The sequence below is a fragment of the Nocardia tengchongensis genome, from assembly GCF_054781395.1.
This window is the reverse complement of record NZ_BAAGUM010000017.1, coordinates 480,930-502,782: the sequence shown is the minus strand read 5'-3', so window position 1 is coordinate 502,782 and position 21,853 is coordinate 480,930. Positions and strand designations below refer to the sequence as shown.

Here is a 21,853-nt window from a genome sequence, read left to right as displayed (position 1 = left end):
TTGTTTGCGACCACCCACGGCCTACGGGAGCATCTCAGGATGCTGGTGACGATTTCTTGTACACGCCCCGTGGGAGCCGAATGGCCCGCCACCGATCTGGGGTACCTGCTGCACAAGAATCCCTCGCGCAGACAGACTTTCGAGCAGTCCTACGGTGTCGCGCACGTGCTGTACCCGGAGGCGAGTGACGAACGCTGCACGGCGGCGCTGCTGCTGGAGATCGACCCGGTGCGGTTGGTGCGCGGGAAGTCGAAGGGCACACCGGATTTCAGCCTCGGCCAGTACGTGAACGACCGCCCCTACGCGGCATCGTCGCTGCTGTCCGTGGCCATTTCGACGGTCTTCGGCACCGCGCTGCACGGCCGGTGCGCGCAGCGGCCGGAGCTGGCCGGCACCGCCCTCGACCTGCGGATCACGCTTCCGGCCGTGCCGTGCAAGGGTGGCCCGGAGTACGCCGAGCGGGTCTTCGAGCCGCTGGGCTGGACCGTCGCGGCCACTCCCCTGCCGCTGGACCCGGCGTTCCCGGAGTGGGGCGATTCCCATTACCTGCGTCTCGAACTCACCGGCACGCTGCGCCTGGCCGACGCCCTCACCCACCTCTACGTCCTGCTGCCCGTCCTCGACGGCAGCAAGCACTACTGGCTCGACACCGCCGAGATCGACAAGCTGCTCCGTTTCGGCGAGGGCTGGCTCACCGCCCACCCGGAGCGCGAGTGGATCACCCGCCGCTACCTGACCCGCCGCCACACCCTGGTCCGCACCGCGCTGGCCCGGCTCGCGGAGCTGGACGACCAGGACCCGGAGGAACTCGGCGCGCTGGAGCACGACTACGACGACGAGGGGCCCGACACCGAGACGACCGCCCCGCATCGCGGCGTCGACGTTGCCGCGCCGACCACTGAACCCGCTGACACTCCGGTCGCCGGTGAGTACGCATCGGCGAGCGACGCCGCAGTCCGTTCCCGCATAACCGAGGCAGCCGGGCAGCCTGCTGCCGAGACCGCCTCCCGCAATGCCCTTGCCGAGGACGGTGGTTCGACCGCGAGCGGCCCCGGGCACGAGCCCGGTGCGTCGGTCGGCGGAGACACGGCCCCACAGCCCGTGGAGTCCGGCGAACGCGGGCCCTCGCTGGCGGTGCTGCGGCGGGCGGCGGTGCATCGGGCGCTGTTGGCGGAGGGGGCGAGCCGGGTGCTCGACCTCGGATGCGGGCAGGGTGCGCTGCTGCTGGAACTGGCGGCGGACCGGGCGCTCACCGAGATCGTCGGCGTCGATGTGTCGATGCGCGAGTTGAAGATCGCGGCGCGGCGGGTGCGGCGGCTGCCGGAGTGGCAGGCGCGGCGGGTCACCGTGCGGCAGGGCGCGCTCACCTACACCGACGCCTCGCTGCGGGGCTATGACGCGGCCGTGCTCATGGAGGTGATCGAGCATGTCGACGCGACCCGCTTGCAGGCGTTGGAGCAGGCGGTGTTCGGGGCGGCGGCTCCGGGCGCGGTGGTCGTGACCACGCCGAACAGCGAGTTCAATGTGCGCTACGACGGGCTCGACGCGGGTGCTTTCCGGCATTCGGATCACCGGTTCGAGTGGACCAGGGCAGAATTCGCGGACTGGGCCCACCGGGTCGGCGCGACGCACGGGTATGCCGTGCGTTTCGAGCCGGTCGGGCCCGAGGATGCGGAAGTGGGGGCCTCGACACAGATGGCTGTGTTCACCAGGAAGAACAACGATGACGACGCCGCGAAGGGGGCCGCGTAATGGCAGAACTGTCCGTCCCGGCGCTGTCGCTGGTCGTGTTGATCGGCAGCAGCGGTTCGGGTAAGTCGACGTTCGCGCACAAGCATTTCCGGTCGACGGCGGTGCTGTCCTCCGACGCTTATCGCGGGCTGGTCAGTGATGACGAGGCCGATCAGTCGGCGACCGACGCGGCCTTCGAGCTGCTGCACCATGTGGCGGGCGTGCGCTTGCGCCGCGGCCTGCGCACCGTCATCGACGCCACCAATGTGCAGCCCAAGGCGCGGCAGTCGTTGGTGGAGCTGGCGCGCGCCCACGACGTGCTGCCGGTGGCGATCGTGCTGGACGTCCCGGAGAGCGTGTGCGTGGAGCGCAACGCGCTGCGGGTGGATCGCGCCGATCTGGGCCCGCACGTGGTCGGCCGCCACGTGCGCGACCTGAAACGCTCGCTGAAGTTCCTGGAGCGCGAAGGTTTCCGCACGGTGCACGTACTGCGCGGCGTCGAGGAGATCGAGGCGGCGACCATCCGCGACGAGCGGCTGTGGAACGACAAGACCGATCTCACCGGGCCGTTCGGCGTGATCGGCGACGTGCACGGCTGCCGCGGTGAACTGGAGACGCTGCTCGGCGAACTCGGCTACGTGCTCGTGCACGACGACGATGACCGGCCGGTGGACGCGAGCCACCCCGAGGGCCGCACCGCGGTGTTCGTCGGCGATCTGGTCGATCGCGGACCCGACACCCCGGGCGTGCTGGGGCTCGTCATGGGCATGGTGGCGTCCGGAAACGCCCTGTGCGTCACCGGCAATCACGAGTTCAAACTGGTGCGCGCGCTCGACGGCCGCCGCGTCACGGTGAAGCACGGCCTGGCCGAGTCGCTGGCGCAGCTGGAGGCCGAGGATGCCGAGTTCCGCAAGGCCGCACAGGAATTCATGCGCGGCCTGGTCAGCCACTATGTGCTCGACGGCGGCAAGCTGGTGGTCGCGCACGCCGGTCTCAAGGAGGAGTACCAGGGCCGCACCTCGGGCCGGGTCCGCGAGTTCGCCATGTACGGCGAATCCACCGGCGAGACGGACGAATACGGACTACCGGTGCGCTACCCGTGGGCCAACGACTACCGCGGCAAGGCGCTGGTGCTCTACGGGCACACGCCGATGACGGAACTGGTGTGGGTGAACAACACCCTGTGCCTGGACACCGGCGTGGTGTTCGGCGGTCGCCTGACCGCCCTGCGCTATCCGGAGCGGGAGCCGGTATCGGTTGCGGCCGAACAGGTCTGGTTCGAGCCGGTGCGCCCGCTGGAGGCGGCCACCTTCGCCACCGGCGAGGCGGTGGTGCAGCGGGATCCGGGCGTGCTGGATCTCGACGACGTGCTGGGGCGGCGCGTGGTGGAGACCCGCCACCTGGGCCGGGTCACCGTGCGCGAGGACGCCGCGAGCGCCGCGCTGGAGGTGATGAGCCGTTTCGCGGTCGACCCGCGCTGGCTGGTGTACCTGCCGCCGACCATGTCGCCGTGCGCCACCTCCACCCTGGACGGTCACCTCGAGCATCCTGCCCAGGCCTTCGAGTACTACCGCTCCGAGGGCGTGGGCACCGTGGTGTGCGAGGAGAAGCACATGGGTTCGCGTGCGGTCGTTGCGGTTTCGCGGTCGGCGCAGGCGGCGCGGGACCGGTTCGGGGTCGAGGACGGCAGCACGGGCGCGGTGTACACCCGCACCGGCCGCCCCTTCTTCGACGACCCGCAGCGGACCGAGGCCGTGCTCGCCCGGGTGCGAGCGGCGGCCGAATCCGCCGGGCTGTTCGAGGAATTGGGCACCGACTGGCTGCTGCTGGACACCGAGCTGCTGCCCTGGTCGGCGAAGGCGATGGGCCTGTTGCGCTCCCAGTACGGCGCGGTCGGCGCGGCCGCGCGGGCCTCGCTCACGCAGGCCTCGGAGGTGCTGGCGGCCGCGGCGGGACGCGGGGTGGAGCTGGGTGATCTCGCCGAGCGCACCGCGGATCGGCGGGCCGACGCCGATGCCTTCACCACGGCGTACGGCCGCTACTGCTGGCCGACCGACGGCTTGGACGGCGTCCGCCTGGCCCCGTTCCAGCTGCTGGCGGCGTCCGGCGCGAATTACGCGGTGCGCGACCACACCTGGCATCTGGAGCGGATCGACCGCCTGGTCGCGGCCGACCCGGAGTTCTTCACCCCGACCGGCCGCCGCGTCGTCGACCTCGCCTCCCCCGAGAGCGAGGCCGCCGCGACGGCCTGGTGGACCGATCTCACCGTGGCCGGCGGTGAGGGCATGGTGGTCAAGCCACTGGAATCGCTGGTGGCGGGCACCGGCAGCCGCAGCGGGCGGCCGGTGCAGCCGGGCGTGAAATGCCGTGGGCCGGAATACCTCCGGATCATCTACGGCCCGGAGTACCTGCGGCCCGGTCAGCTGGATCGGCTGCGGCAGCGCGGGCTGGGCGGCAAACGGTCGATGGCGCTGCGCGAATACGCCCTGGGCCTGGAGGCCCTGGACCGCTTCGTGGCCCGCGAGCCGCTGTGGCGGGTACACGAGGCGGTCTTCGCGATCCTCGCCCTCGAAACCGAGCCGGTCGACCCGCGTCTCTAACCGACGAGATCCTTCAGGCGCTGGAGGTAGGGACGCTGGCCCTTGCCGAGCTTCTCCTCGGCGAGGGCCAGGTCGAACCATGCGGCCCGGTCGATTTCGGGGAATTCGGCAATTCGTCCGGATCGAGGCGGCCATTCCATTTCGAAAGTTCCGGGAACGACCTCGGCGGGGTCGAGGTCGGCTTCCACGGCCCACACGGTGAGTTGTTTCTTGCCCCGGCCGCTGCCGTATTCGACCTCACCGAGGGGAATCCAGTCGCCGTCGGGAACCGGCAGTCCGAGTTCCTCGCCGAATTCGCGGCGGGCGGCATCACGCGGCTGTTCTTCGGCGGGGTCGTATTCCCCCTTGGGAATGGACCAGGCGGCGGCGTCCTTTTTGGCCCACAGCGGGCCACCCATGTGCCCGACCAGCACTTCGAGGCCGTTCGTGCGGCGGAACAGCAGGACTCCGGCGCTGTATCTGAAGCTCATGGAAACGAGTGTGCCGAACACTCCGGCGCGGGCACACATCGGGCACTACCGCGAGCAACATTGCGGCAATTCGGACTTCCGGGACCATTTCCCCATATAGGACACATAATTTCCGCTCTATCTCTTGTGTCCGAAACCTTTTCGGCAACATTTATTTGCATTAAGCTCCGGGTTCGGATATGCCCACACCCGATAAAGGATTGGATAGGCATGGAGTTCCGCATTGCTGCTGCGGCCGCCACCCTGGTGGCCGGCGCACTCGTCACCCAGGCCGCCGCGTTCACCGTGGCAACCATCCCGGCGAATGCCCAGCCCGCCCCCGCCCCGGGGGTCGAGTACTCGGTCAAGCTGGTCGACAAGACCGTCGTCACCACCCTGAAGGACGGAACCTTCGAACTATCGCAGGCCGACGGGTCGGCCCCGGTGGTGAACGTGAAGGACACCGACGGCAAGGTGCTGTTGATCCTGCCGATGAAATTCAGCCTGGGCCCGATCGATATCCCGGTCAAGCCGGAGGTACGGCAGAACGGCGCCGTCCTGGCCCTCACCCCCGACAAGCCTGCAGGGCTGTCGGTGTCGCAGCCCCTGGTCGTGAAACCGGTTGCCTCAGAACTGGAGAACCAACGCGCCATGAGCAGCTTCGCCGGCCAGTTCGGCCTGGCCACCATGATCGGCGGATTCGTCGGCACCGCACTCGGGGCGGCCATCGGCTGCGTGGTCACCCTGGTTGCCGGATGCCTGCCGGGCTTCACGACCGGCGCGGCCGTGGGTGGCATTCTCGGCACCATGGCGGTGGGCGGACCCGTCCTGATCGCCAGTGGCATCGATCTGCTCGCCACCATTCAGGCCGCCGAGGGCACCACCAGGTGGGCCGACAAGACCACCACTCCCACGACCCCCGCAGAGCAGCCCGCGCAGCCCGCCAACTGAGCGCAGAACGAGCCGAACGCGCCGCCGAGGTCGGCCGCGCGTTCGGCGATCTCGAGCGGCCCGCCCCGCCGCTCTCGGCCGCGATCCCCGCCGAGAGTCGGCGCGGTGACAACCGGGCGGACGGCGTCCGCTGACCCGTCGGGTCCGGTGCCTACATCCGCAGGCCGTGGACGAGGGCCAGCACGGCGGGTTCGGTTCGCGCGCGGGCGGATTCGGGGTCGTCGGCGTTGGCGATGAACATGGCGGCCTCGCCGAGTGCGGACAGGATCATCAGCGCCAGCGGGCGGATGTCGAGGTCGGCGCGGAGCACGCCGGCCTGGATGCCGGCTTCGAGGCCGGCCACGATCAGGCCCAGGCCGTACTTCTCGTCGACCGCGCGCCACTCCTGCCAGCCGAGCACCGCGGGGGCGTCGATGAGGGTGATGCGGACGCGTTCGGGGTCGACGCAGGAGAGCAGGAAGTTGTGCAGGCCGGTTTCGAGGACGGCCATGGGGTCGGTGGGCGGGGCCTCGGCCATGGTCGCGGCGATCTGCTGCAGGATCTCCTGCTGTTCCTGCTCGTAGACCGCCCGGAACAGGTCCTTCTTGTCCTTGAACTGGTGGTAGAGCGCGCCGCGAGAGCTGCCCGCGCGCTCCACGATCTCCGGGGTGCTGACCCCGGCGTAGCCGCGTTCGGCGAACAGTGCGCGCGCGGCGGCCATCAGATTGGCGCGCGTCGACTCGGATCGTTCGGCTTGCCTGATCATCGACGCCTTTCCGGTCTGGGTAGGTGGATCGTAACGCCGAACCATTGAAAACAGGCAGCCTGTTTGTTAGTTTGAAATGGTCTTCACCATCTCCGCTCCAGAGGGAGTAATCCAGATGACGAACACCATCACCCCCGAATCCCCCGCCGCGTGGCGCGATCCCGCACTGGGCGCCCGCCGCGAGCTCACCCTGCCGCAAGGCTCGCTGACCGTCTTCGACAGCGGCAACGGCGATCCCATCGTTTTCGTGCACGGACTACTGGTCAACGCCAACCTGTGGCGCAAGATCATCCCGGCCTTCTCCGGCGAATACCGTTGTGTGGCAATCGATCTCCCGTTCGGATCGCACACCACCGCGATGCCGGACGCGGACCTGACCCCGACCGGCCTGGCCGATCTGGTCATCGCGGCCATCGAAGACCTCGACCTGGGCCCGGTCACCTTGGTGGGCAACGACTCCGGCGGCGCGGTCAGCCAGCTGGTCGTGGCCACCCGCCCCGATCTCGTCGCCCGCCTGGTACTGACCTCGTGCGACGCCTACGAGAACTTCCCGCCCTCGTTCTTCGACTACCTCGGCCTGGCCGCCCGCACCCCGGGCGCGCTGGTCCCGCTGGCCGCGAGCATGCGCCTGCGACCGGCCCGCCGCCTGCCCATCGCCTACGGCTGGCTGGCCCGCCGCCCGATCGACCGCGCCGCCAGCGACTCCTACGCGCTGCCGGTCGGGGTGAAGGCCATCCGCAGCGATACCCGCCGCGCCATCCTCGGCCTGGACCGCAAGCACACCCTCGCCGCGGCAAGGACTTTCGCGGATTTCAAGAAGCCGGTGCTGCTGGCCTGGTCGGCGGGCGACCGCTTCTTCCCGGACAAGTACGCCGAGCGGATGGCGGCCGACTTCCCGGACGCGCGCATCGAATGGATCCGCGACTCGGGCACCTTCTCGCCCGAGGATCAGCCAGAGCAGCTGGTCGGCGCGATCCGGGGCTTCCTGACCGAGACGAGCGCCGGGCACTGACCGACGGTCAGAAGTCGCCGCCGTCGAAGCCGCCGAAATCGCCGAAGTCGGTGCCGCCGCCGTAGTCCTGGGCGCCGGGGTCGAAACCGCCTTGGTCGTAGCCGCCCTGGTCGTAACCCGGGTCGGCGCCGCCCTGGTCGTAGCCGCCGTCGGCATATCCACCGTCGGCTGCGTCCAGACCGTCCTGATAGCCGTCGCCGTAACCGCTTTCGAAGGCCGCGGAGTCGTAGCCGACCCCGGACATGCCGCTGAACAGCGCGTTGAACAGGACCGCGGAGCCGACACCCCAGGCGCCGGCGACCAGGGCGGTCTTCCACCACGGTTCGGAGTACCAACCGGCCGGCACCGGACGCCCGGCGACCCGGCCACCCGGGTAATAGTTCGGCGTCGACGCCGACGGCGTGGGCGAGGCCTCGACCCGGCGGCCGTCGAAGTCGATGGCCCGCTCCTCGGTCACCCGACCGGCACTGCGCTGACCGTCGAGTTCGGGAACGGCGGGTCCGGGGTCCATGCCCATCGCGGAGCGGGCGGCCCGCACGTAGTAAAGCCCTTCCAGCGCCGTCTCTTTCGCCAGTCGCGCCTGCGCGGCGGTGGCGGCCTGCTCGATCTGCGACCCCGCGGCGTTGAACCGCTCCCCCGCGTCGGCGAGGGCCTGTTTGGAGGCGTCGTCGCTGCCGGTGAGGTTGTAGACCTGGCCGCCGAGGCGTTCGATCACCCGGCGCGCGTCGGCCTTGGCGTCCGCGAGTTCGGTGCCGGCGCGCGAGCGTTGCCCGCGGTTGACCATGACGACAGCCAGCAGCACGACCACGATGATGAGGAGGAGAACAACGACCGTAGACACGCGACCAGCCTACGCGGCGAAATTCGCCGAATAGTTGCTAGTCGCTCTGAGGTCCCTGAATCTTCCGGCTCACCCGGCCACGGCCGCGAATCGTGTCGTGCGACCGGCTGGATCAACCTCCTCTTCGTCCGGCTCCGACACCGCGAACTGTCGTTTGCCGGCGGTTTTCGCCGAATACATGGCCCGGTCCGCACTGCGCAGCAGGTCCGAGAAATCACAGTCCCGGCCGGGCGGGCAGAACGCGGTGCCGACGCTCGCCGACGCGGGCACCGACCCGGCGGCCGTGGGCACCGGCTCGCACAGCGCGGCCAGCACCCGCATGGCCAGCTCTCTGAGCGAATTGCGGCGCGCGGGCAGCGCCACCACGAATTCGTCGCCGCCGTAGCGCGAGATCACCGTCTCGGGCGGGCAGGCCGACCGCAGCCGCTGCGCGATGCTGACCAGCACCTCGTCGCCGACGGTGTGGCCGTAGTTGTCGTTGATGGCCTTGAAGTCGTCGAGGTCGATGAGCAGCAGCCCCACCCCGCGCGCCGAATCGGTGGCCATCACCCGCACCCGCTCCTGCAACAGGGAGCGATTGGCCAGATCGGTGAGGGCGTCGTGGGTGGCCTCGTGCCGTAGCCGGGTCTGTAAGGCCGCGATCTCCTGCACCCGCACCGACACCGCCTCGGAGAGGCTGCGTTCCTGCTGTACGAGGGCACGCTGTTGCAGCGCCTCGGCGTAGGCGTCGATGGCCTGGCTGGCGATGAACGACCAGCGGGTGGCGATCAGCGAGCCGCGCACGCCCGGCGCGAGCCCGAGCAGCGCGCGGCTGGCGGGGGCGAGCATGCGGGTGCGTTCGAACGGCGCGTCGGCCAGGCTGCGGCCGATGCGGCGGGCCGAGCGCACCGGAAACGGTTCGGAGCCCGCCAATTCCAGCAATTCGTTGATGACCCGGCCGAAGATGGCCTCGAGGTCAGCGGAGGGAACACTGGGCGCATGACCCAGTGCGGCGCTGCTCGCGCCGGGGTGCACCGACCGCACCCATTCCCGGATGGTCGCCGCCACGATGGCGGAGGTTCGGGTATCGAGACGGATGGACATGCGCGCTCACCCTGCGTACGTGATGCCAGGGCCGGCATCCTCGCCGGTCACGCCCTTCGGATCGAACTCACTGCTACGCGGTCGGCCACACCAGTGGTGCATGCTCACCGCCCCCTTTCCAGATACCCCCGTCCGGACAAAAAGGATCCTAGCAAGCCACCCGACATCGAAAACCCCTGATTCAGAACAGGTTCCCACTGTCTCGCGAATGGCGATCGGATGTCACATCGCTGGCGACGCCCTGGCGTTACACCCAATTTCGGCATGTTCTCGCGACGCGCCGAATGCTTGCCCTCACCGGCCGCGACGTGCGACGACGCGACCTGATTGGCATTCGGGGAGTGAGGTTCGGTACAGTGCTCTACGCACACGGCATCCTTGGATGCGGTGGCTGCGGGTGTAGTTCAATGGTAGAACTTCAGCCTTCCAAGCTGATAGCGCGGGTTCGATTCCCGTCACCCGCTCTTTCCCGTTCATCGGGGAGCGTCGGATCCGACGTGCAACGGGGTGTAGCGCAGCTTGGTAGCGCATCCGCTTTGGGAGCGGAGGGTCGCAGGTTCAAATCCTGTCACCCCGACCATCTTTCGCATCGCTCCGCCCGATCCAGCCGGTAGCAGCGGACAATTCGCCCGCGGCCGTATTTTCGGCCGTTCCCGACCGCATCCAGGTCGCTTTCACCCGTATCTCCGGTAGCTGATCCGTGCCCGATCCACCTGGAAGTGGGATTTCGGTAACCGGATGTTGTGCCTCCGTTTGCACTGTGTTATCGATTTACGGTGCTGGTCGACGACAAGATGAACGCTTCCAGCTCGGTGCTGTCCGGGCGCGAGACGCGTTCTCGCCTGATCCCGGCCGCCGGGCTGGGGATCGCCGTTGTTTTGCTGGCGATCGCGCAGGCGTGGGCATCCGCGCACGGCGTGATGGGGCCGCTGCGCAGCCTGGTCGACGACTACTTCGCGAACCCCCAGTCGGCGGCGGTGTCGTGGGCGGGGTTGGGGCTCGCCTGCGTCGGGGTGCCGGCGCGTACCCGGGTGATCGCACTGGTTGCCGCCGGGGTGCTGGACCTGTTGACGCTCGGGCTGCAAGTGGCTTGCGGCTGGCATGTGTCGATCGGCACCGGGCCGACGCTGGCGCTCACCGCGCTGACCGTGGTCGTGCTGCGCTGGGAGGGCGAGCGACGCCGGACCGCGCTGCAAGCCATCGCCTTCGGTGTGCTGCTGGTGATGGCGTCCAAGCTCGCGGACACCTGGCTGATGGTCAGTATCGTCGCCGGACCGCGGGTGCTCGATCAATACGTCCAGCTCGCGGATCGGGCGCTGGGCGAACCGGCGTGGCTGGTCGGGCGGCTGCTCGACACGCTCGGTCCGATCCCCTCGCATGTCCTGCATGTCGTGTACATCCAATTGCCGGTCGCGGCGGTGGTGGTCGCGGTGTGGCAGTTGCGTCACGTGTCGACCAGTGCGTGGCCGCGGCACCACCTGGTGCGAACCTTCCTGGTACTGGGCGTGATCGGACCGCTCGGGTATGTGCTGTTTCCGGTGGTCGGGCCGGTCTTCGCCTACGGTCCGCTCGGGCACGGGCTGGAGATCGGGGACTGGCCGCAGGTGTGGCCCGCCTTCACCACCGACCCGCAGCCGATGCTGTTCGACTCCGAGACCGCGCGGAACTGCATGCCGTCCATGCACACCGCGTGGGCGACGGCGCTGTTCATCCACTCCCGCCGCGGGCCGCGGTGGCTGCGCTGGGCGGGCGCGTTCTGGCTGGTGTGCACGCTGCTCGCGACGCTGGGGTTCGGCTATCACTACGGCGCCGATCTGGTGGCGGGCGCGGTGCTGTGCCTGACCGTGGAGTCGGCGCTGCGCGATCCCGAGCGCGGCTGGGAGCATCCGCGTGTCCGCATGGTGTCGCTCGGCGCGGCGGTGCTCGCCGGATTGTTGCTGTCCTATCGGTTCCTGGCTGGCACGATGGCGGCGTACCCGGTACTCGCGGGGGCGGTCGTGCTGGGCTCGCTGGCGGCCGTATCGTTCCTCTTCTACGCGACCTGGTTCGCGCGTCCGGGTAGCCGGTTGGCGCACTGGGGAGGCAGAACACCCATCGACGGATTTGCCGTCGATTAACCACTCCCCCAACGCAATCCGGACATCTTTGCCCGAACACCGAAAGGGTTACCCTCTCCCTGATGATCACTACGCGGGCGGGGCAACAGAGCTTGCTGCGCAATCTCAAGTCTGACGGCCGCGCGGGCCTGCCTCGCATTCCGATCGTGGTCGGAATCCTGCTCACGCTGGCGATCACGGCCATCTTCTCGGCCATGCACGGTTTCCTCGATCTGCAGGTCTATCGCATCGACACCCGGGGCTGGCTGGACCACGGCACCCTCTACGGCGCGACCCTCCCCGTGGCCGGCCACACCGATCTGCCGTTCACCTACCCGCCCTCGGCCGCGGTCCTGATGATCCCGCTCGCCATCGTCCCGCTCTGGCTGGCCGAACTGCTGGTGACCGCGAGCTCCCTGGCCTGCCTCGGCGTCACGGTCTGGCTGGTGTTGTCGCGCATCCGCCCCGATCTGGACGCCCGCGCCAAACTCACGCTCACCGTGTCCGCGGTCGTGCTGCTGCTGGCCGTCGAACCAGTCCGCACCACCCTCTGGTTCGGTCAGATCAACCTGGTTCTGATGGCCGCCGTCGCCCTCGACTGCCTGACCGAGAAGCCGCGCTGGCCGCGCGGCGTGCTGATCGGCATCGCCGCGGTCACCAAGCTGACCCCCGCCGCGTTCATCCTCTACTTCCTGATCCGCCGCGACTGGAAGGCCGCCGCCACCGCGGCCGGCACCGCCGTCGGCATCGTCGCCGCCGGATTCGTCCTGCTCCCCACCGAATCCCGCGACTACTGGCTGCACGCCGTCATCGACACCAACCGCATCGGCTCCCCCGACTACGTCGGCAACCAGTCCCTCAAGGGCATGGCCTTCCGCGTCTTCGGCTACTCGTCCCCGGCCGCCACCATCGTCTGGCTGGCCCTCGCCCTCGTCGTCGTCGGCGCGGGCGCCTATCTCATGCACCACCTGACCGGCGTCGAGCGCACCGCCGCCGCCCGGGCGGGCATCCCCGAACCCGCCCCCATGACCGCCCTGGCCGTCGCCACCCTCCTGGTGAACGCCGCAGTCCTGCTGCTGATCTCGCCGGTCTCCTGGACCCACCACTGGGTCTGGGCCGCCCCCGCCCTGGTAGCCGCCATCGCCTGGACCTCAACCAAACCGGCCACCGCCACCTACGCCCTGATCGCCACCTTCGCCCTCTTCTTCCTGATCGGCCCCGGCATCGTCCCCAACGGCAAACACCAGGAACTCCGCTGGACCTGGTGGCAACACATCCCCGGCGACATCTACATCCTCGCCACCGCAGCCCTCCTCACCCTGGGCCTCGCCCGCCTGCTCACGCTCCGCGCCCGTACCGCACGCGTCTAGCCCCGACACGGCGGTGCCGCTCGAACGCGCCCCTGTCCACGGCCTCGACCGCAACGAATAGGGTCCGGAACGACCGCGCGCTAGTGAAGATGGCGACCAGCCGCGCGCCAAACGTGTGGCCATACGCGCACCCAACTAGCGACCAAATGTGCAGCACTGTTGCGACCAGATGCGCACGAAAGTAGCGTCCAGACGCGCACAACAGGGCATAATTGGGTGTATGCCAAGCGCATCCGGAACCGGACTGGTCACCCGAAAAGCCCAGGTCAGAGTGATCGAAGCGCTACAGGATACACGGGTTGTCACGCTCAATGGCGCGCGGCAGTCAGGCAAGAGCTTGTTGCCGCGACGCGGCGACCGGTGCGCTCACTGACGCTCGACGACCCGGTGGCACTGCGCGCAGCACACGACGACCCGGTCGGATTCATCGAACACGACGGACTCCTCGTCATCGACGAAGTACAGCGTGCACCTGAACTCTTCCTTCCGATCAAGGCCGACGTCGACGCCGACCCACGACCGGGCCGATTCCTGCTCACCGGGTCAGCACAGGTGCTTGCGCTGAAGTCGTTGCCGGATGCGCTGCCGGGACGCATGGAGACCATCGAACTATGGCCCTTCTCCCAAGGTGAGATATCGGATACTCCCGACCGATTCATCGATGCCGCCTTCGCCAAAGGCATTCGCCTGACCCATGATTCAGCCCTGCGCCGCCGCGATTACATCGAACGTGCCGCGGTCGGCGGCTTCCCCGAGGCGGTGCGTCGTACAGATCGCCGCCGTAGCGCCTTCTTCGAAAGCTACATCGATACCCTGATCAAACGGGACGTGCAGGAGATCTCAGCGATCGAACGCACACCGCAGCTTCGAAAACTCCTGCAGTTACTCGCCATTCGCAGCGCGAACCTGCTTGTTCCTGCAACCATCGCCAGTGAGCTCGCCATTCACCGCTCGACGATCACCCGCTATCTGACGCTGCTCGAGACCGTCTTCTTGATCAAGACCATCCCGCGTGGTCGGGTGGCGCCACTCACCGGGCGATCGGCACTCCGAAACTTGCCTTTGTCGACACAGGTTTGCTGTGCCATCTCCTCGGCCAAGGTCCCGCGCGACTCGCCGATCCGGGCGGGGCTGCCGGCACCGTCCTCGAGAACTTCGTCCTCATGGAACTCGCGCGCCAGCTCACCTGGAATGATGAGCGTGCGACGTTGTGGCACTACCGCACCAAGGACAAGGTCGAAGTCGACGCCGTTCTCGAAGCGACCGACGGCCGTGTGATCGGCATCGAGGTCAAGGCCGGCGCTACCCTCCACAAACACGATTTCGCAGGACTCCGCCATCTCCAGGAGCGGCTGGGCGACCGTTTCGTTGCGGGCTTCATCGTTTACACCGGCCAGCACTCGCTGCCCTTCGGCGACCGTCTCCGCGCTCTCCCCATAGAAACCCTCTGGCAGGCAACCCCTTAGGCAACCACCCAGGTCACACAGCCCTCACCCCATCGCGCCCGATGCCGCTCTCGCCAGGGCCTTCACTCCGCCCCACCGGCTTCGCCACCATGGTCGGAACCCGCTTCCGATTCACCACCCCCGACTCGTCGATCGACGAAATCATCTGCCAGGTGCTGGTCGCCCACCCCCGCGAGCAATTGACCTACACCTGGACATACCCGCGAGCCGACTACCCCACCCACTGGACCGTCGACTGGACCCTCAGACCGCAGGGCCGCGGCACCCGACTGCTGTTGACGCAGACCGGCTTCGACATCGAAGATCGCCGACAGCGGATGGCCCGCAATGCCGTGGAGCGCAGCTGGAAGCGACTCGTGCTGCCCCGCCTCGGCGCGGTCATCCACCACTGACCGTGGACTGATGCGAAGCTCCCGGGCATGAGATCCGAGGGGATGTCGAATTGATCAGGGTGACTTCGTACCTGAAGGATCGGCGAGGGTCGTTCGTGCCGGTAGAAGAGGTCGGCTTCACGCCGTCGAATCCCCGGCACGTGGAGGGAGCCATCGAGTTGGAGATCAATGGGGTCACCATTCTCGACAAGGAACTGTGGGATGACGTCGACCAGCTCTGGGCGTACATCGTCACCGCGATTTGTGAACTTCGCGCCAAAGGTGAAGGCAGCACGTCATTTCCGGATCAGCCGATCGACCTGACCTTCCGCCGGATCGAGGGAGGACGGGTGCTGGTGACCTTGCGGAGTGGCACCATCGGGCAGCGGAAGGCGACGGTCGACGAATCGGAGTTGACCACCGCGCTGCAGACGGCCGCGCGGGCGTTCCTCTCGCGCCTGATCGGCCTCATCCCGAAGAACAGACTGGTCTACGAGGCCACCGCCAGCGATATTCAGTGGGACTGAGGCGAATGGGCGGGCGATCACCATCGCCCGCCCATTCGCGAAATTCCGCTAATTGCGTTCGAGCGCGGCCGCGGCCTCCTTCTCGAGGTCGGTGTAGGACTCCTTGCCGACGTCGATGGTGACGTTCTCGATGGTGCCGCCGGTGAAGGTGCCGGGGGGCCGGTACTGCGTGGTGACGCTGTCGCCGCTGTCGTAACCGACGCACAGGCCGTCGCCGGCGAGGGAGAACATTCCGATCTGGGCACGCATCGCGCCCTTGTTGACCGGTCGGCCATCGACGTAGAGCGTTGTGGTGCCGAGGGATTCACCGTATTGACCGGCTCCTTCTCGGGTGAATTCCATGCCGAGGGTGTGTTTGCCCGGCGTCAGCGGCGCGGACGACACGAAGTCCTGTTCGGGTTTGATGCCCAGGAAGTTGTAGATGTAGTGCAGCACACCGTCTTTGATGAACAGGGTGTGCCCGCCGAACCGCGACCCGTGGGCGAAGATCACGCCCTGCGCGTCGGGTGCGAGGTCGACACTGGCGAGGATCTTGTAGGACTTGCCGCGGATGTTGACCGCGGCGGCCTCGGGAACCGGTGACGCGTCGGGGTAGTAGACGTAGCGGTTTCGGGGCGGTTCGGGCTGGGGTCGTTCGACGGCGAGCAGTTCTGCGGCGCCGCGGTCGTCGAGCGGGAGCACGTAATTGTCCTTGGCCTCGTCGTTCCACACCCCGATCAGTTCTTTCAGCTTGTCGGGATACTGATCGGCGAGGTTCTTGGATTCGGAACGGTCCTCGTCGACATGGAACAGCTCCCACTTGTCCTGGTCGAAATGCCCCTTGTCGCTGATCGGGGCATGCAACGCCGAGGCTTTCCAGCCGTCCTGCCAGATGCCGCGGGTACCCAGCATGGCGTAGTACTGACGTTTCTTCGTGGTGGCGGCGCCCCCGTCGTCGAAGGTGTAGCGCATCGAGACCCCGTTGAGCGGATACTGTTTGACTCCCCGGTACTCCTCGGGCATCTGCACACCGGTGACGTCGAAGATGGTCGGCACGATGTCGGTGGAATGGTGGTATTGGTGGCGGATCTGGCCCTTGGCCTTGATTCCCCTGGGCCAGTGGATGATCAACGGGTCGCAGGTGCCGCCGGAGAACTGCGAATAGCGTTTGAACATCTGGAACGGCGTCGAGAACGCCGTGGCCCAACCGGTCGGATAGTGGTTGTAGGTGGCGGGCGAACCCAGCGTGTCGATGTATTGCATGTTCTCGGCGAGATCGTCGGGGTACCCGTTGAAGAATTTGTTCTCGTTGACCGACCCGTTCGGCGAACCTTCACCCGAGGCGCCGTTGTCGGCGCAGTACATGATGACGGTGTTGTCGAGCTGACCGCTCTGCTCCAGGAAGTCGACAATGCGCCCGACTTGCGCGTCGGTGTACTCGGAGAACCCGGCGAACACCTCGGCCATCCGGGAGAACAACCGCTTCTCGTCCGGATTGAGCGAGTCCCAGGGCCGCACCGCGTCCGCGTCCAGCGCAACGTCTTTCGGTAGCGGGTTGATCGGTGTCAGGGTGGTGCCCTTGGGCATGATGCCCTTGTCGACCATCCGTTTCAGCACCCATTCCCGATACGCCTCGTAGCCGTCGTCGAACTGACCCTTGTACTTGTCGGCATACTCGGTCGGACTGTGATGCGGTGCGTGGTTGGCGCCGGGGCAGAACCACATGTACCACGGCTTGGACGGGTTGGTCGCCCGTGAATCCCGCAGCATCTTGATGGCATGGTCGGCGAGGTCTTTCGACAGGTGATAGCCCTGCTCCGGGGTAGCGGGCGGGTCGACGAACCTGTTGTCCTCCACCAAGTCCGGATACCAGTTGTTGGTTTCACCGCCGAGGAATCCGTAGAAGCGGTCGAACCCCTTCTGCGTCGGCCATTCGGATCTGCTGCCGCCGGGGGCGACGTCCTCCTGGGGCACGTTGTGTTCCTTGCCGACCCAGAACGTGCTGAAACCATTGTCCTGCAACACTTGCGCGACCGTCGCACACTGCGCGGGCAGGCGAGCCGCCGCGCCCGGAAACCCGGTGGAGCCCTCGGTGATCGACGCGAAACGATTCACGTGATGATTGCGGCCGGTCAGCATGGTGGAGCGGGTGGGCGAACACAGTGCGGCGGTGTGCCACTGGGTGTAGGTGAGCCCGTTGTCGGCCAGCCGCTGCAGGGTGGGCATGTTGATGCGGCCCCCGTAGGGCGACCAGGACGCCAGGCCGGTGTCGTCGAACAGCACGACGAGCACGTTGGGTGCGCCTTCGGGAGCCGTCTTCAATTCGAACGGTTTCCAGTCGGCCTTGGAATCGCGCACGTCGAGTTCGATCTTGCCGTCGAATCCGTCGTTGATCCCCGTCCCGTAGCCGGGAGGTCCGTCGCCGCCGGATTTGTCACAGGCGGCGAGAAACGGGACGGCGGCGGCGCCCACCCCGGCCGCTGCGAACCCGCCCAGCATCGAGCGCCTGGACAGTTTGCCGCGGGTGGGCTGCGGATCGGAACCGGGATCGTCGGAGGAGGACTGCTCGCGATTCGACGGCGTCATATCGAGCAGGCTAGGCAGCCCGAAGGATCATTCGCCAAATATTTGCTGTTCAGCGACCAATAGGTGTCTCAACCGAGATTAACGACGGACCTTTCTGTTCCCTGCCTAATTGCGGAGGTCAGTCCGTGAGGATGCACCGAAAGCCGAGGTGACAGGTGGCAGTGTCCTCGGTCTGACCCTGCCGCGCCGCCGGGCGATACCGCAGACAGTAATTCGGTGCGCACAGATACGAGCCGCCCTTGACCACGCGCCGCGGAAACCGCTCACCGGCCTCCACCGGCGGCGGCCCGTCGGCGCGGGCGGGACCGGCGGCGGGGGCACAGCACGAGCTCGCCGGGGCGCCGTGATCGCCGCGGTAATAGTCGGTGGTCCACTCCCACACGTTGCCTGCCACATCGAACAGCCCGTACCCGTTGGGCGGGTAGGTGCCGACCTTGGTCGTGCCCGGCTGCACGGCTTGGCCTTTGCCCGGCTGGAACTCCCACGGAAACCGCCCGACCCAGGTGTTGGCCATCCGCCGCCCGCGCGGCGCGAACTCCTCGCCCCACGGGAACGTCGCCGCGTCCAGGCCGCCGCGGGCCGCGAATTCCCACTGCGCCTCACTGGGCAGTGACTTGCCCGCCCATTCGGCATAGAAGAGGGCGTCGGCGTAGGCGACGTGAGTCACCGGGTGCAGGGTGCGGCCGTCCAGATTCGTGCCCGGCCCGCCGGGATGCCGCCAGCTCGCCCCCGGCACGTAGGCCCACCACCGCCGCCAATCATCCAACGGCACCGGCCCGTTCGTGCGCTGGAACACCAGCGCCCCCGGCACCAGGTCCTCGGGCGCGGCGCCGGGAAAGTCGGCCGGGTCGAGGTCGCGCTCGGCGACGGTCACATAACCGGTCTCCCGCACGAATCGGTGAAAGTCCGCATTGGTGACCTGGTGGACGTCGATCCAGAACGGTTCGACCACCGCCTCACGCACCGGCTGCTCCTCGGGAAAGAAGTCCCGCGAACCCATAGCGAATGCGCCGCCGGGGACCCGAACCATCCCTTTGCGTGCTGTCGCCGCGACACTCCCCGACATCACCCAGCCTCCCGTCCTACCGCCTGCCAGGAACCGATTCGATCCCAATCCCTTTGCCGAGAAAGCTACTACGACAGTAGGCCGCCTTCGATCGGCGCGCTCGGGCGCAATAACGAACAAACAACATCGGCTGACATCCAGCATTCGCCGGTACGGCTTGACTACAGTGGATCGGATAGACAGTTATCGGCCCGCAATGGATGGGGAGCGACACACACCACCGGGAGCCCGACAGTGACCGAACCCTCGAAACCCTCAGTCCTGGCACGTATCTCACCCAAGCAGTGGGTGGCCATCGTCCTCACGGTGCTGGCCGTCCTGTTCATTCTCGAGAACCGCCACAAGGTCGACATCGAATTCCTGCTCATGACCATCCGATCCCCGATGTGGCTGGTCCTGCTGGTCACCTTCGCCGTCGGCTGGCTGGTCGGCCTCCTCGCCCGCCGGCGATAGCCCCACTCCCAACGAAATCGAAGCGGGCGGGTCAGGCCACGAAGGCGAGTCCGTAGAAGATCCAGCTGGTGACCGCGGTGAGGGTCATGCCGATGGCGGCGATCGGGGCCCAGCGGCGGTGCCAGGCGCTGTGCGCGCCCGGGTGCGGGGGTGTGTCGAAGTTGCGGGCCGCGCGGATGATCACGATCGGCCAGAGGACGACCGAGAAGACGGCGAAGGCCAGGTGGATGGCCAGGGCGGTCCAGACCGCGGTCGAGGCGGTGCCGCCGACCACGCCGGCGGCGCGGGACTGCCAGCCGTTGAAGCGCACGTCGAGTTCGAACAGGACCACCGCGGCCAGCAGACCGACCGCGAGCAGGATCTGAACTCCCTTGTGCAGACCGAACTTTCGCTTGGCCTTGACCTGGTAGACGCTCCAGGCCAGGACGGCGACCACGAGCGCCATCACCAACACCATGGTGTCCATCGCCCACGATGCGCGCGTGCCGAGGAATCCGTCGACTCCGGGGAATTGGTTCATTGCCGTACCTCAAACCTGTCTGCGGAGATTTTTCCCGACACCGCGTCGGTAAGATCCGCGAGGCGGGACTCTAGCAGCGCGCACACCGGCCGCGTCAACCCGCCGGCCCCCGCCCGCCCCGAACGGAGGCAGCGTCCACCCCACGAGCCGCTCGATGCGAGACTTGTCCGAGCTGATCAGTACAAATTTGTCCAGGAGGAACCGACGCAGTGCCGAAGATTCAGGCAGCCACCCTCGCCGAACATCGCGCGACGCAGCGGAACGCCCTCCTGGACGCGGCGCGCACCATGCTGACGGCGGGACAGATCCCCACCCTCGCCGATGTCGCCGCCCGCACCGGACTGGCCCGCCCGAGCGTCTACCAGTACTTCCGCTCTCGCCACGACCTCTTGGTCGCCGTCATGGAAGACGTGCTGCCGCGCTGGTCGACGCGGATCGCCGAGCAGATGAGCCGGGCCCCCGATCCGGCCGGCCGGGTAATCGCTTACGTCGCAGCCAATATCGAGCTGACCCAGGAGGGCGAACACGCCGTCGCCCGCGCCCTCGCGACCGCCCTGCCGACCGACGAACTCGCCGCCCGCGCCCGTGTCCTGCACGACCAGCTCAAAACCCCGCTCGTCACCGCACTCGAGGACCTCGGCGACGCCGACCCCGACCTGACCGCCGAACTGATCAACGCGATCGTGCATTCCGCCAGCCGACTCGTCGACACCGGCACCGACCCGGCCATGGTCAAATCCCGCGTCGAAGAACTCCTCACCCCGTACCTGCGCAGGTGACCAACCGGATCGCCGCCCCCGACAGGAACTACCGCACTCGAATTCCGGTGCGCCACACAATTATCCGATGATGCCGGGATGGGCGGGATCAACCGGTTCGATGTGATCGAGTGGGCCGGAGCGCTATCGATCCGACCCACTTCGAATGCATCCGAGCTACGCCCCGGCACGGAAAAACGTGGCTTATCTGCCCTTTTTACCCTTGTTCGCCTGCGGTTCGATACCGGATTGCGGGTCGGCGGACCCCGCCTTCTTCTCCGCTCGTTTTTCCTTCAGGGACTTACCCTGAGCCTTGGACATCTTGCTACGCGGAGATTTGTCGGACAACTAGTAGGTCCTTTGTTTGCAAGGCCTAGACAGCCTCGATACGTCGACCCTACGCCAGTGGACTCGATCACCCTCCCGAACGAAGGTTCAGCGAGGTTGGCAGGTCGGGCACCAGAACAAATTTCGGCCCTCCATGACCGTGTGCACCACGGTGGTGCCGCAGAGGCGGCAGGGGTCGCCGACTCGGCGGTAGACGTAGGTGCGGGGGCGGTCGGCGGCGTAGGACGGGGCGCCGTGGTCGTGTTCGGGACGCACCACGTGCATGAGGCCGCGGCGGACGCCGACCTTCATCAGGTCGACCAGGTCTGCCCACATGGCTTCCCATTCGGGACGGCTCAACGACTTTCCGGGGCGGTGCGGTGAGATGTTGTGGCGGAACAGGACTTCCGCGCGGTAGACGTTGCCGACTCCGGCCAGGACCTTCTGGTCCATGAGGAGGGCGCCGATGGAGCGCTGGGAGCGGCTGATGCGGGTCCAGGCGCGGTCGGGGTCGGCGTCGCGGCGCAGGGGGTCGGGGCCGAGGCGGGCGGTGAGAGCGGAAACCTCTGGGTCGTGCAGGATTTCGCAGGCGGCGGGGCCGCGCAGGTCGGTGCCGTGGGGTTCGCCGGTGCGGCCCGCGCCGATCAGGCGCATGCGGACCTCGCCGACGGGGGCGTCCATGGGGACCGATGATTCGGTGAATTTGCCGTACAAGCCCAGGTGGACGTGCAGGGTGACACCCGAATCGTAGTGATGGAGCAGGTGTTTGCCCCAGGCTTCGGCGTGCGTGAGGACGCGGCCGTCGATCAGTGCGGCGCCGTCGGCGAAGCGGCCCTGGGGGCTCGAGACTCGGACCTGACCGCCGGCGAAGCGCTTCTCGTGCAGCTTCGCCAGACGGTGCAGCGTATGGCCTTCCGGCACA

General features: G+C 67.6%; 19 protein-coding genes, 2 tRNA genes and 1 pseudogene. 14 read left to right on the top strand and 8 right to left on the bottom strand.

All coding sequences use genetic code 11. The features are described from left to right. Window positions 1-69 precede the first annotated feature (69 nt). Window positions 70-1,752 (top strand): 3' terminal RNA ribose 2'-O-methyltransferase Hen1, encoded by a 1,683-nt coding sequence (locus ACYVKL_RS33345; RefSeq protein ID WP_379167170.1) that lies wholly within the window; start codon window positions 70-72, stop codon window positions 1,750-1,752. Continuing rightward, the gene (locus ACYVKL_RS33340) at window positions 1,752-4,331 is read left to right on the top strand and encodes a polynucleotide kinase-phosphatase (RefSeq protein ID WP_379167172.1); all 2,580 of its coding nucleotides are present in this window, start codon (window positions 1,752-1,754) and stop codon (window positions 4,329-4,331) included. Before ACYVKL_RS33345 ends, ACYVKL_RS33340 begins: the two co-directional genes overlap by 1 nt. Here the strand turns inward: ACYVKL_RS33340 and ACYVKL_RS33335 are convergent. Then, window positions 4,328-4,801 carry an NUDIX hydrolase gene (locus tag ACYVKL_RS33335; protein ID WP_379167174.1) on the bottom strand — a complete coding sequence of 158 codons (474 nt, stop codon included), beginning with the start codon at window positions 4,799-4,801 and terminating at the stop codon, window positions 4,328-4,330. The two genes, ACYVKL_RS33340 and ACYVKL_RS33335, sit on opposite strands and share 4 nt — an antisense overlap. Before the next feature lie 210 nt (window positions 4,802-5,011). Here ACYVKL_RS33335 and ACYVKL_RS33330 point away from each other — a divergent pair, with 210 nt between their 5' ends. Continuing rightward, the gene (locus ACYVKL_RS33330; protein WP_379167176.1) at window positions 5,012-5,731 is read left to right on the top strand and encodes a DUF8020 domain-containing protein; all 720 of its coding nucleotides are present in this window, start codon (window positions 5,012-5,014) and stop codon (window positions 5,729-5,731) included. A 151-nt stretch (window positions 5,732-5,882) separates the two neighbouring features. Here the strand turns inward: ACYVKL_RS33330 and ACYVKL_RS33325 are convergent, their stop codons facing one another. Beyond that, window positions 5,883-6,476 carry a TetR/AcrR family transcriptional regulator gene (locus ACYVKL_RS33325; RefSeq protein ID WP_213557374.1) on the bottom strand — a complete coding sequence of 198 codons (594 nt, stop codon included), beginning with the start codon at window positions 6,474-6,476 and terminating at the stop codon, window positions 5,883-5,885. Window positions 6,477-6,591: 115 nt separating this feature from the next. Here ACYVKL_RS33325 and ACYVKL_RS33320 point away from each other — a divergent pair, with 115 nt between their 5' ends. Beyond that, entirely contained in the window at window positions 6,592-7,488 is an 897-nt protein-coding gene (locus ACYVKL_RS33320; RefSeq protein WP_379167178.1) for an alpha/beta fold hydrolase, read from the top strand. A 7-nt stretch (window positions 7,489-7,495) separates the two neighbouring features. Here the strand turns inward: ACYVKL_RS33320 and ACYVKL_RS33315 are convergent, their stop codons facing one another. Both ACYVKL_RS33315 and ACYVKL_RS33310 read right to left on the bottom strand, forming a co-directional pair. Then, window positions 7,496-8,272 carry a DUF1542 domain-containing protein gene (locus tag ACYVKL_RS33315; protein WP_379167918.1) on the bottom strand — a complete coding sequence of 259 codons (777 nt, stop codon included), beginning with the start codon at window positions 8,270-8,272 and terminating at the stop codon, window positions 7,496-7,498. A 126-nt stretch (window positions 8,273-8,398) separates the two neighbouring features. Further along, window positions 8,399-9,412, bottom strand: coding sequence for a diguanylate cyclase domain-containing protein (locus ACYVKL_RS33310; RefSeq protein ID WP_379167182.1), 1,014 nt, complete (start codon window positions 9,410-9,412; stop codon window positions 8,399-8,401). 393 nt (window positions 9,413-9,805) lie between these two features. Here ACYVKL_RS33310 and ACYVKL_RS33305 point away from each other — a divergent pair. The 8 genes and pseudogenes from ACYVKL_RS33305 (at window position 9,806) to ACYVKL_RS33270 (ending at window position 15,242) form a co-directional block, all read left to right on the top strand. Then, window positions 9,806-9,876, top strand: a tRNA-Gly gene (locus ACYVKL_RS33305). A 39-nt stretch (window positions 9,877-9,915) separates the two neighbouring features. Further along, window positions 9,916-9,992: transfer RNA gene (locus ACYVKL_RS33300), tRNA-Pro, on the top strand. A 214-nt stretch (window positions 9,993-10,206) separates the two neighbouring features. Beyond that, complete coding sequence (locus tag ACYVKL_RS33295) at window positions 10,207-11,529, top strand: phosphatase PAP2 family protein (RefSeq protein WP_379167920.1); 1,323 nt, start codon at window positions 10,207-10,209, stop codon at window positions 11,527-11,529. A 62-nt stretch (window positions 11,530-11,591) separates the two neighbouring features. Then, complete coding sequence (locus tag ACYVKL_RS33290; RefSeq protein WP_379167187.1) at window positions 11,592-12,878, top strand: glycosyltransferase family 87 protein; 1,287 nt, start codon at window positions 11,592-11,594, stop codon at window positions 12,876-12,878. 216 nt (window positions 12,879-13,094) lie between these two features. Further along, a pseudogene (locus ACYVKL_RS33285) lies at window positions 13,095-14,119 on the top strand (ATP-binding protein); the annotation flags it as partial. Window positions 14,120-14,152: 33 nt separating this feature from the next. Beyond that, window positions 14,153-14,344 carry a hypothetical protein gene (locus ACYVKL_RS33280; protein ID WP_379167964.1) on the top strand — a complete coding sequence of 64 codons (192 nt, stop codon included), beginning with the start codon at window positions 14,153-14,155 and terminating at the stop codon, window positions 14,342-14,344. A 41-nt stretch (window positions 14,345-14,385) separates the two neighbouring features. Beyond that, the gene (locus ACYVKL_RS33275) at window positions 14,386-14,736 is read left to right on the top strand and encodes an SRPBCC family protein (protein WP_379167189.1); all 351 of its coding nucleotides are present in this window, start codon (window positions 14,386-14,388) and stop codon (window positions 14,734-14,736) included. 59 nt (window positions 14,737-14,795) lie between these two features. Continuing rightward, on the top strand, window positions 14,796-15,242 hold the full coding sequence (locus ACYVKL_RS33270; RefSeq protein ID WP_379167191.1) for a hypothetical protein: 447 nt from the start codon (window positions 14,796-14,798) through the stop codon (window positions 15,240-15,242). 48 nt (window positions 15,243-15,290) lie between these two features. Here ACYVKL_RS33270 and ACYVKL_RS33265 read toward each other — a convergent pair whose 3' ends face one another. Both ACYVKL_RS33265 and ACYVKL_RS33260 read right to left on the bottom strand, forming a co-directional pair. Continuing rightward, the gene (locus ACYVKL_RS33265; protein ID WP_379167193.1) at window positions 15,291-17,807 is read right to left on the bottom strand and encodes a sulfatase-like hydrolase/transferase; all 2,517 of its coding nucleotides are present in this window, start codon (window positions 17,805-17,807) and stop codon (window positions 15,291-15,293) included. Between the two features lie 118 nt (window positions 17,808-17,925). Beyond that, complete coding sequence (locus ACYVKL_RS33260) at window positions 17,926-18,837, bottom strand: formylglycine-generating enzyme family protein (RefSeq protein WP_379167922.1); 912 nt, start codon at window positions 18,835-18,837, stop codon at window positions 17,926-17,928. Window positions 18,838-19,107: 270 nt separating this feature from the next. On the opposite strand from ACYVKL_RS33260, the gene ACYVKL_RS33255 reads away from it, so the two are divergent. Then, window positions 19,108-19,326, top strand: a complete 219-nt coding sequence (locus ACYVKL_RS33255; RefSeq protein WP_379167195.1) for a LapA family protein — start codon at window positions 19,108-19,110, stop codon at window positions 19,324-19,326. Between the two features lie 31 nt (window positions 19,327-19,357). Here ACYVKL_RS33255 and ACYVKL_RS33250 read toward each other — a convergent pair whose 3' ends face one another. Further along, on the bottom strand, window positions 19,358-19,846 hold the full coding sequence (locus ACYVKL_RS33250; RefSeq protein WP_379167197.1) for a DUF420 domain-containing protein: 489 nt from the start codon (window positions 19,844-19,846) through the stop codon (window positions 19,358-19,360). 209 nt (window positions 19,847-20,055) lie between these two features. Between ACYVKL_RS33250 and ACYVKL_RS33245 the strand changes: the two genes are divergently transcribed. Continuing rightward, window positions 20,056-20,625 carry a TetR/AcrR family transcriptional regulator gene (locus tag ACYVKL_RS33245; RefSeq protein WP_379167200.1) on the top strand — a complete coding sequence of 190 codons (570 nt, stop codon included), beginning with the start codon at window positions 20,056-20,058 and terminating at the stop codon, window positions 20,623-20,625. A 414-nt stretch (window positions 20,626-21,039) separates the two neighbouring features. Here ACYVKL_RS33245 and ACYVKL_RS33240 read toward each other — a convergent pair whose 3' ends face one another. Beyond that, complete coding sequence (locus ACYVKL_RS33240) at window positions 21,040-21,852, bottom strand: Fpg/Nei family DNA glycosylase (protein ID WP_213557386.1); 813 nt, start codon at window positions 21,850-21,852, stop codon at window positions 21,040-21,042. Between the last annotated feature and the right edge of the window lies 1 nt (window position 21,853).

Coding starts and splice junctions, on each gene's coding strand:
- ACYVKL_RS33340 (WP_379167172.1), top strand. CDS start 1,752: ATGGCAGAACTGTCCGTCCCGGCGCTGTCGCTGGTCGTGTTGATCGGC.
- ACYVKL_RS33335 (WP_379167174.1), bottom strand. CDS start 4,801: ATGAGCTTCAGATACAGCGCCGGAGTCCTGCTGTTCCGCCGCACGAAC.
- ACYVKL_RS33330 (WP_379167176.1), top strand. CDS start 5,012: ATGGAGTTCCGCATTGCTGCTGCGGCCGCCACCCTGGTGGCCGGCGCA.
- ACYVKL_RS33325 (WP_213557374.1), bottom strand. CDS start 6,476: ATGATCAGGCAAGCCGAACGATCCGAGTCGACGCGCGCCAATCTGATG.
- ACYVKL_RS33320 (WP_379167178.1), top strand. CDS start 6,592: ATGACGAACACCATCACCCCCGAATCCCCCGCCGCGTGGCGCGATCCC.
- ACYVKL_RS33315 (WP_379167918.1), bottom strand. CDS start 8,272: ATGGTCAACCGCGGGCAACGCTCGCGCGCCGGCACCGAACTCGCGGAC.
- ACYVKL_RS33310 (WP_379167182.1), bottom strand. CDS start 9,412: ATGTCCATCCGTCTCGATACCCGAACCTCCGCCATCGTGGCGGCGACC.
- ACYVKL_RS33295 (WP_379167920.1), top strand. CDS start 10,207: ATGAACGCTTCCAGCTCGGTGCTGTCCGGGCGCGAGACGCGTTCTCGC.
- ACYVKL_RS33290 (WP_379167187.1), top strand. CDS start 11,592: ATGATCACTACGCGGGCGGGGCAACAGAGCTTGCTGCGCAATCTCAAG.
- ACYVKL_RS33275 (WP_379167189.1), top strand. CDS start 14,386: ATGCCGCTCTCGCCAGGGCCTTCACTCCGCCCCACCGGCTTCGCCACC.
- ACYVKL_RS33265 (WP_379167193.1), bottom strand. CDS start 17,807: ATGACGCCGTCGAATCGCGAGCAGTCCTCCTCCGACGATCCCGGTTCC.
- ACYVKL_RS33260 (WP_379167922.1), bottom strand. CDS start 18,837: ATGGTTCGGGTCCCCGGCGGCGCATTCGCTATGGGTTCGCGGGACTTC.
- ACYVKL_RS33250 (WP_379167197.1), bottom strand. CDS start 19,846: ATGAACCAATTCCCCGGAGTCGACGGATTCCTCGGCACGCGCGCATCG.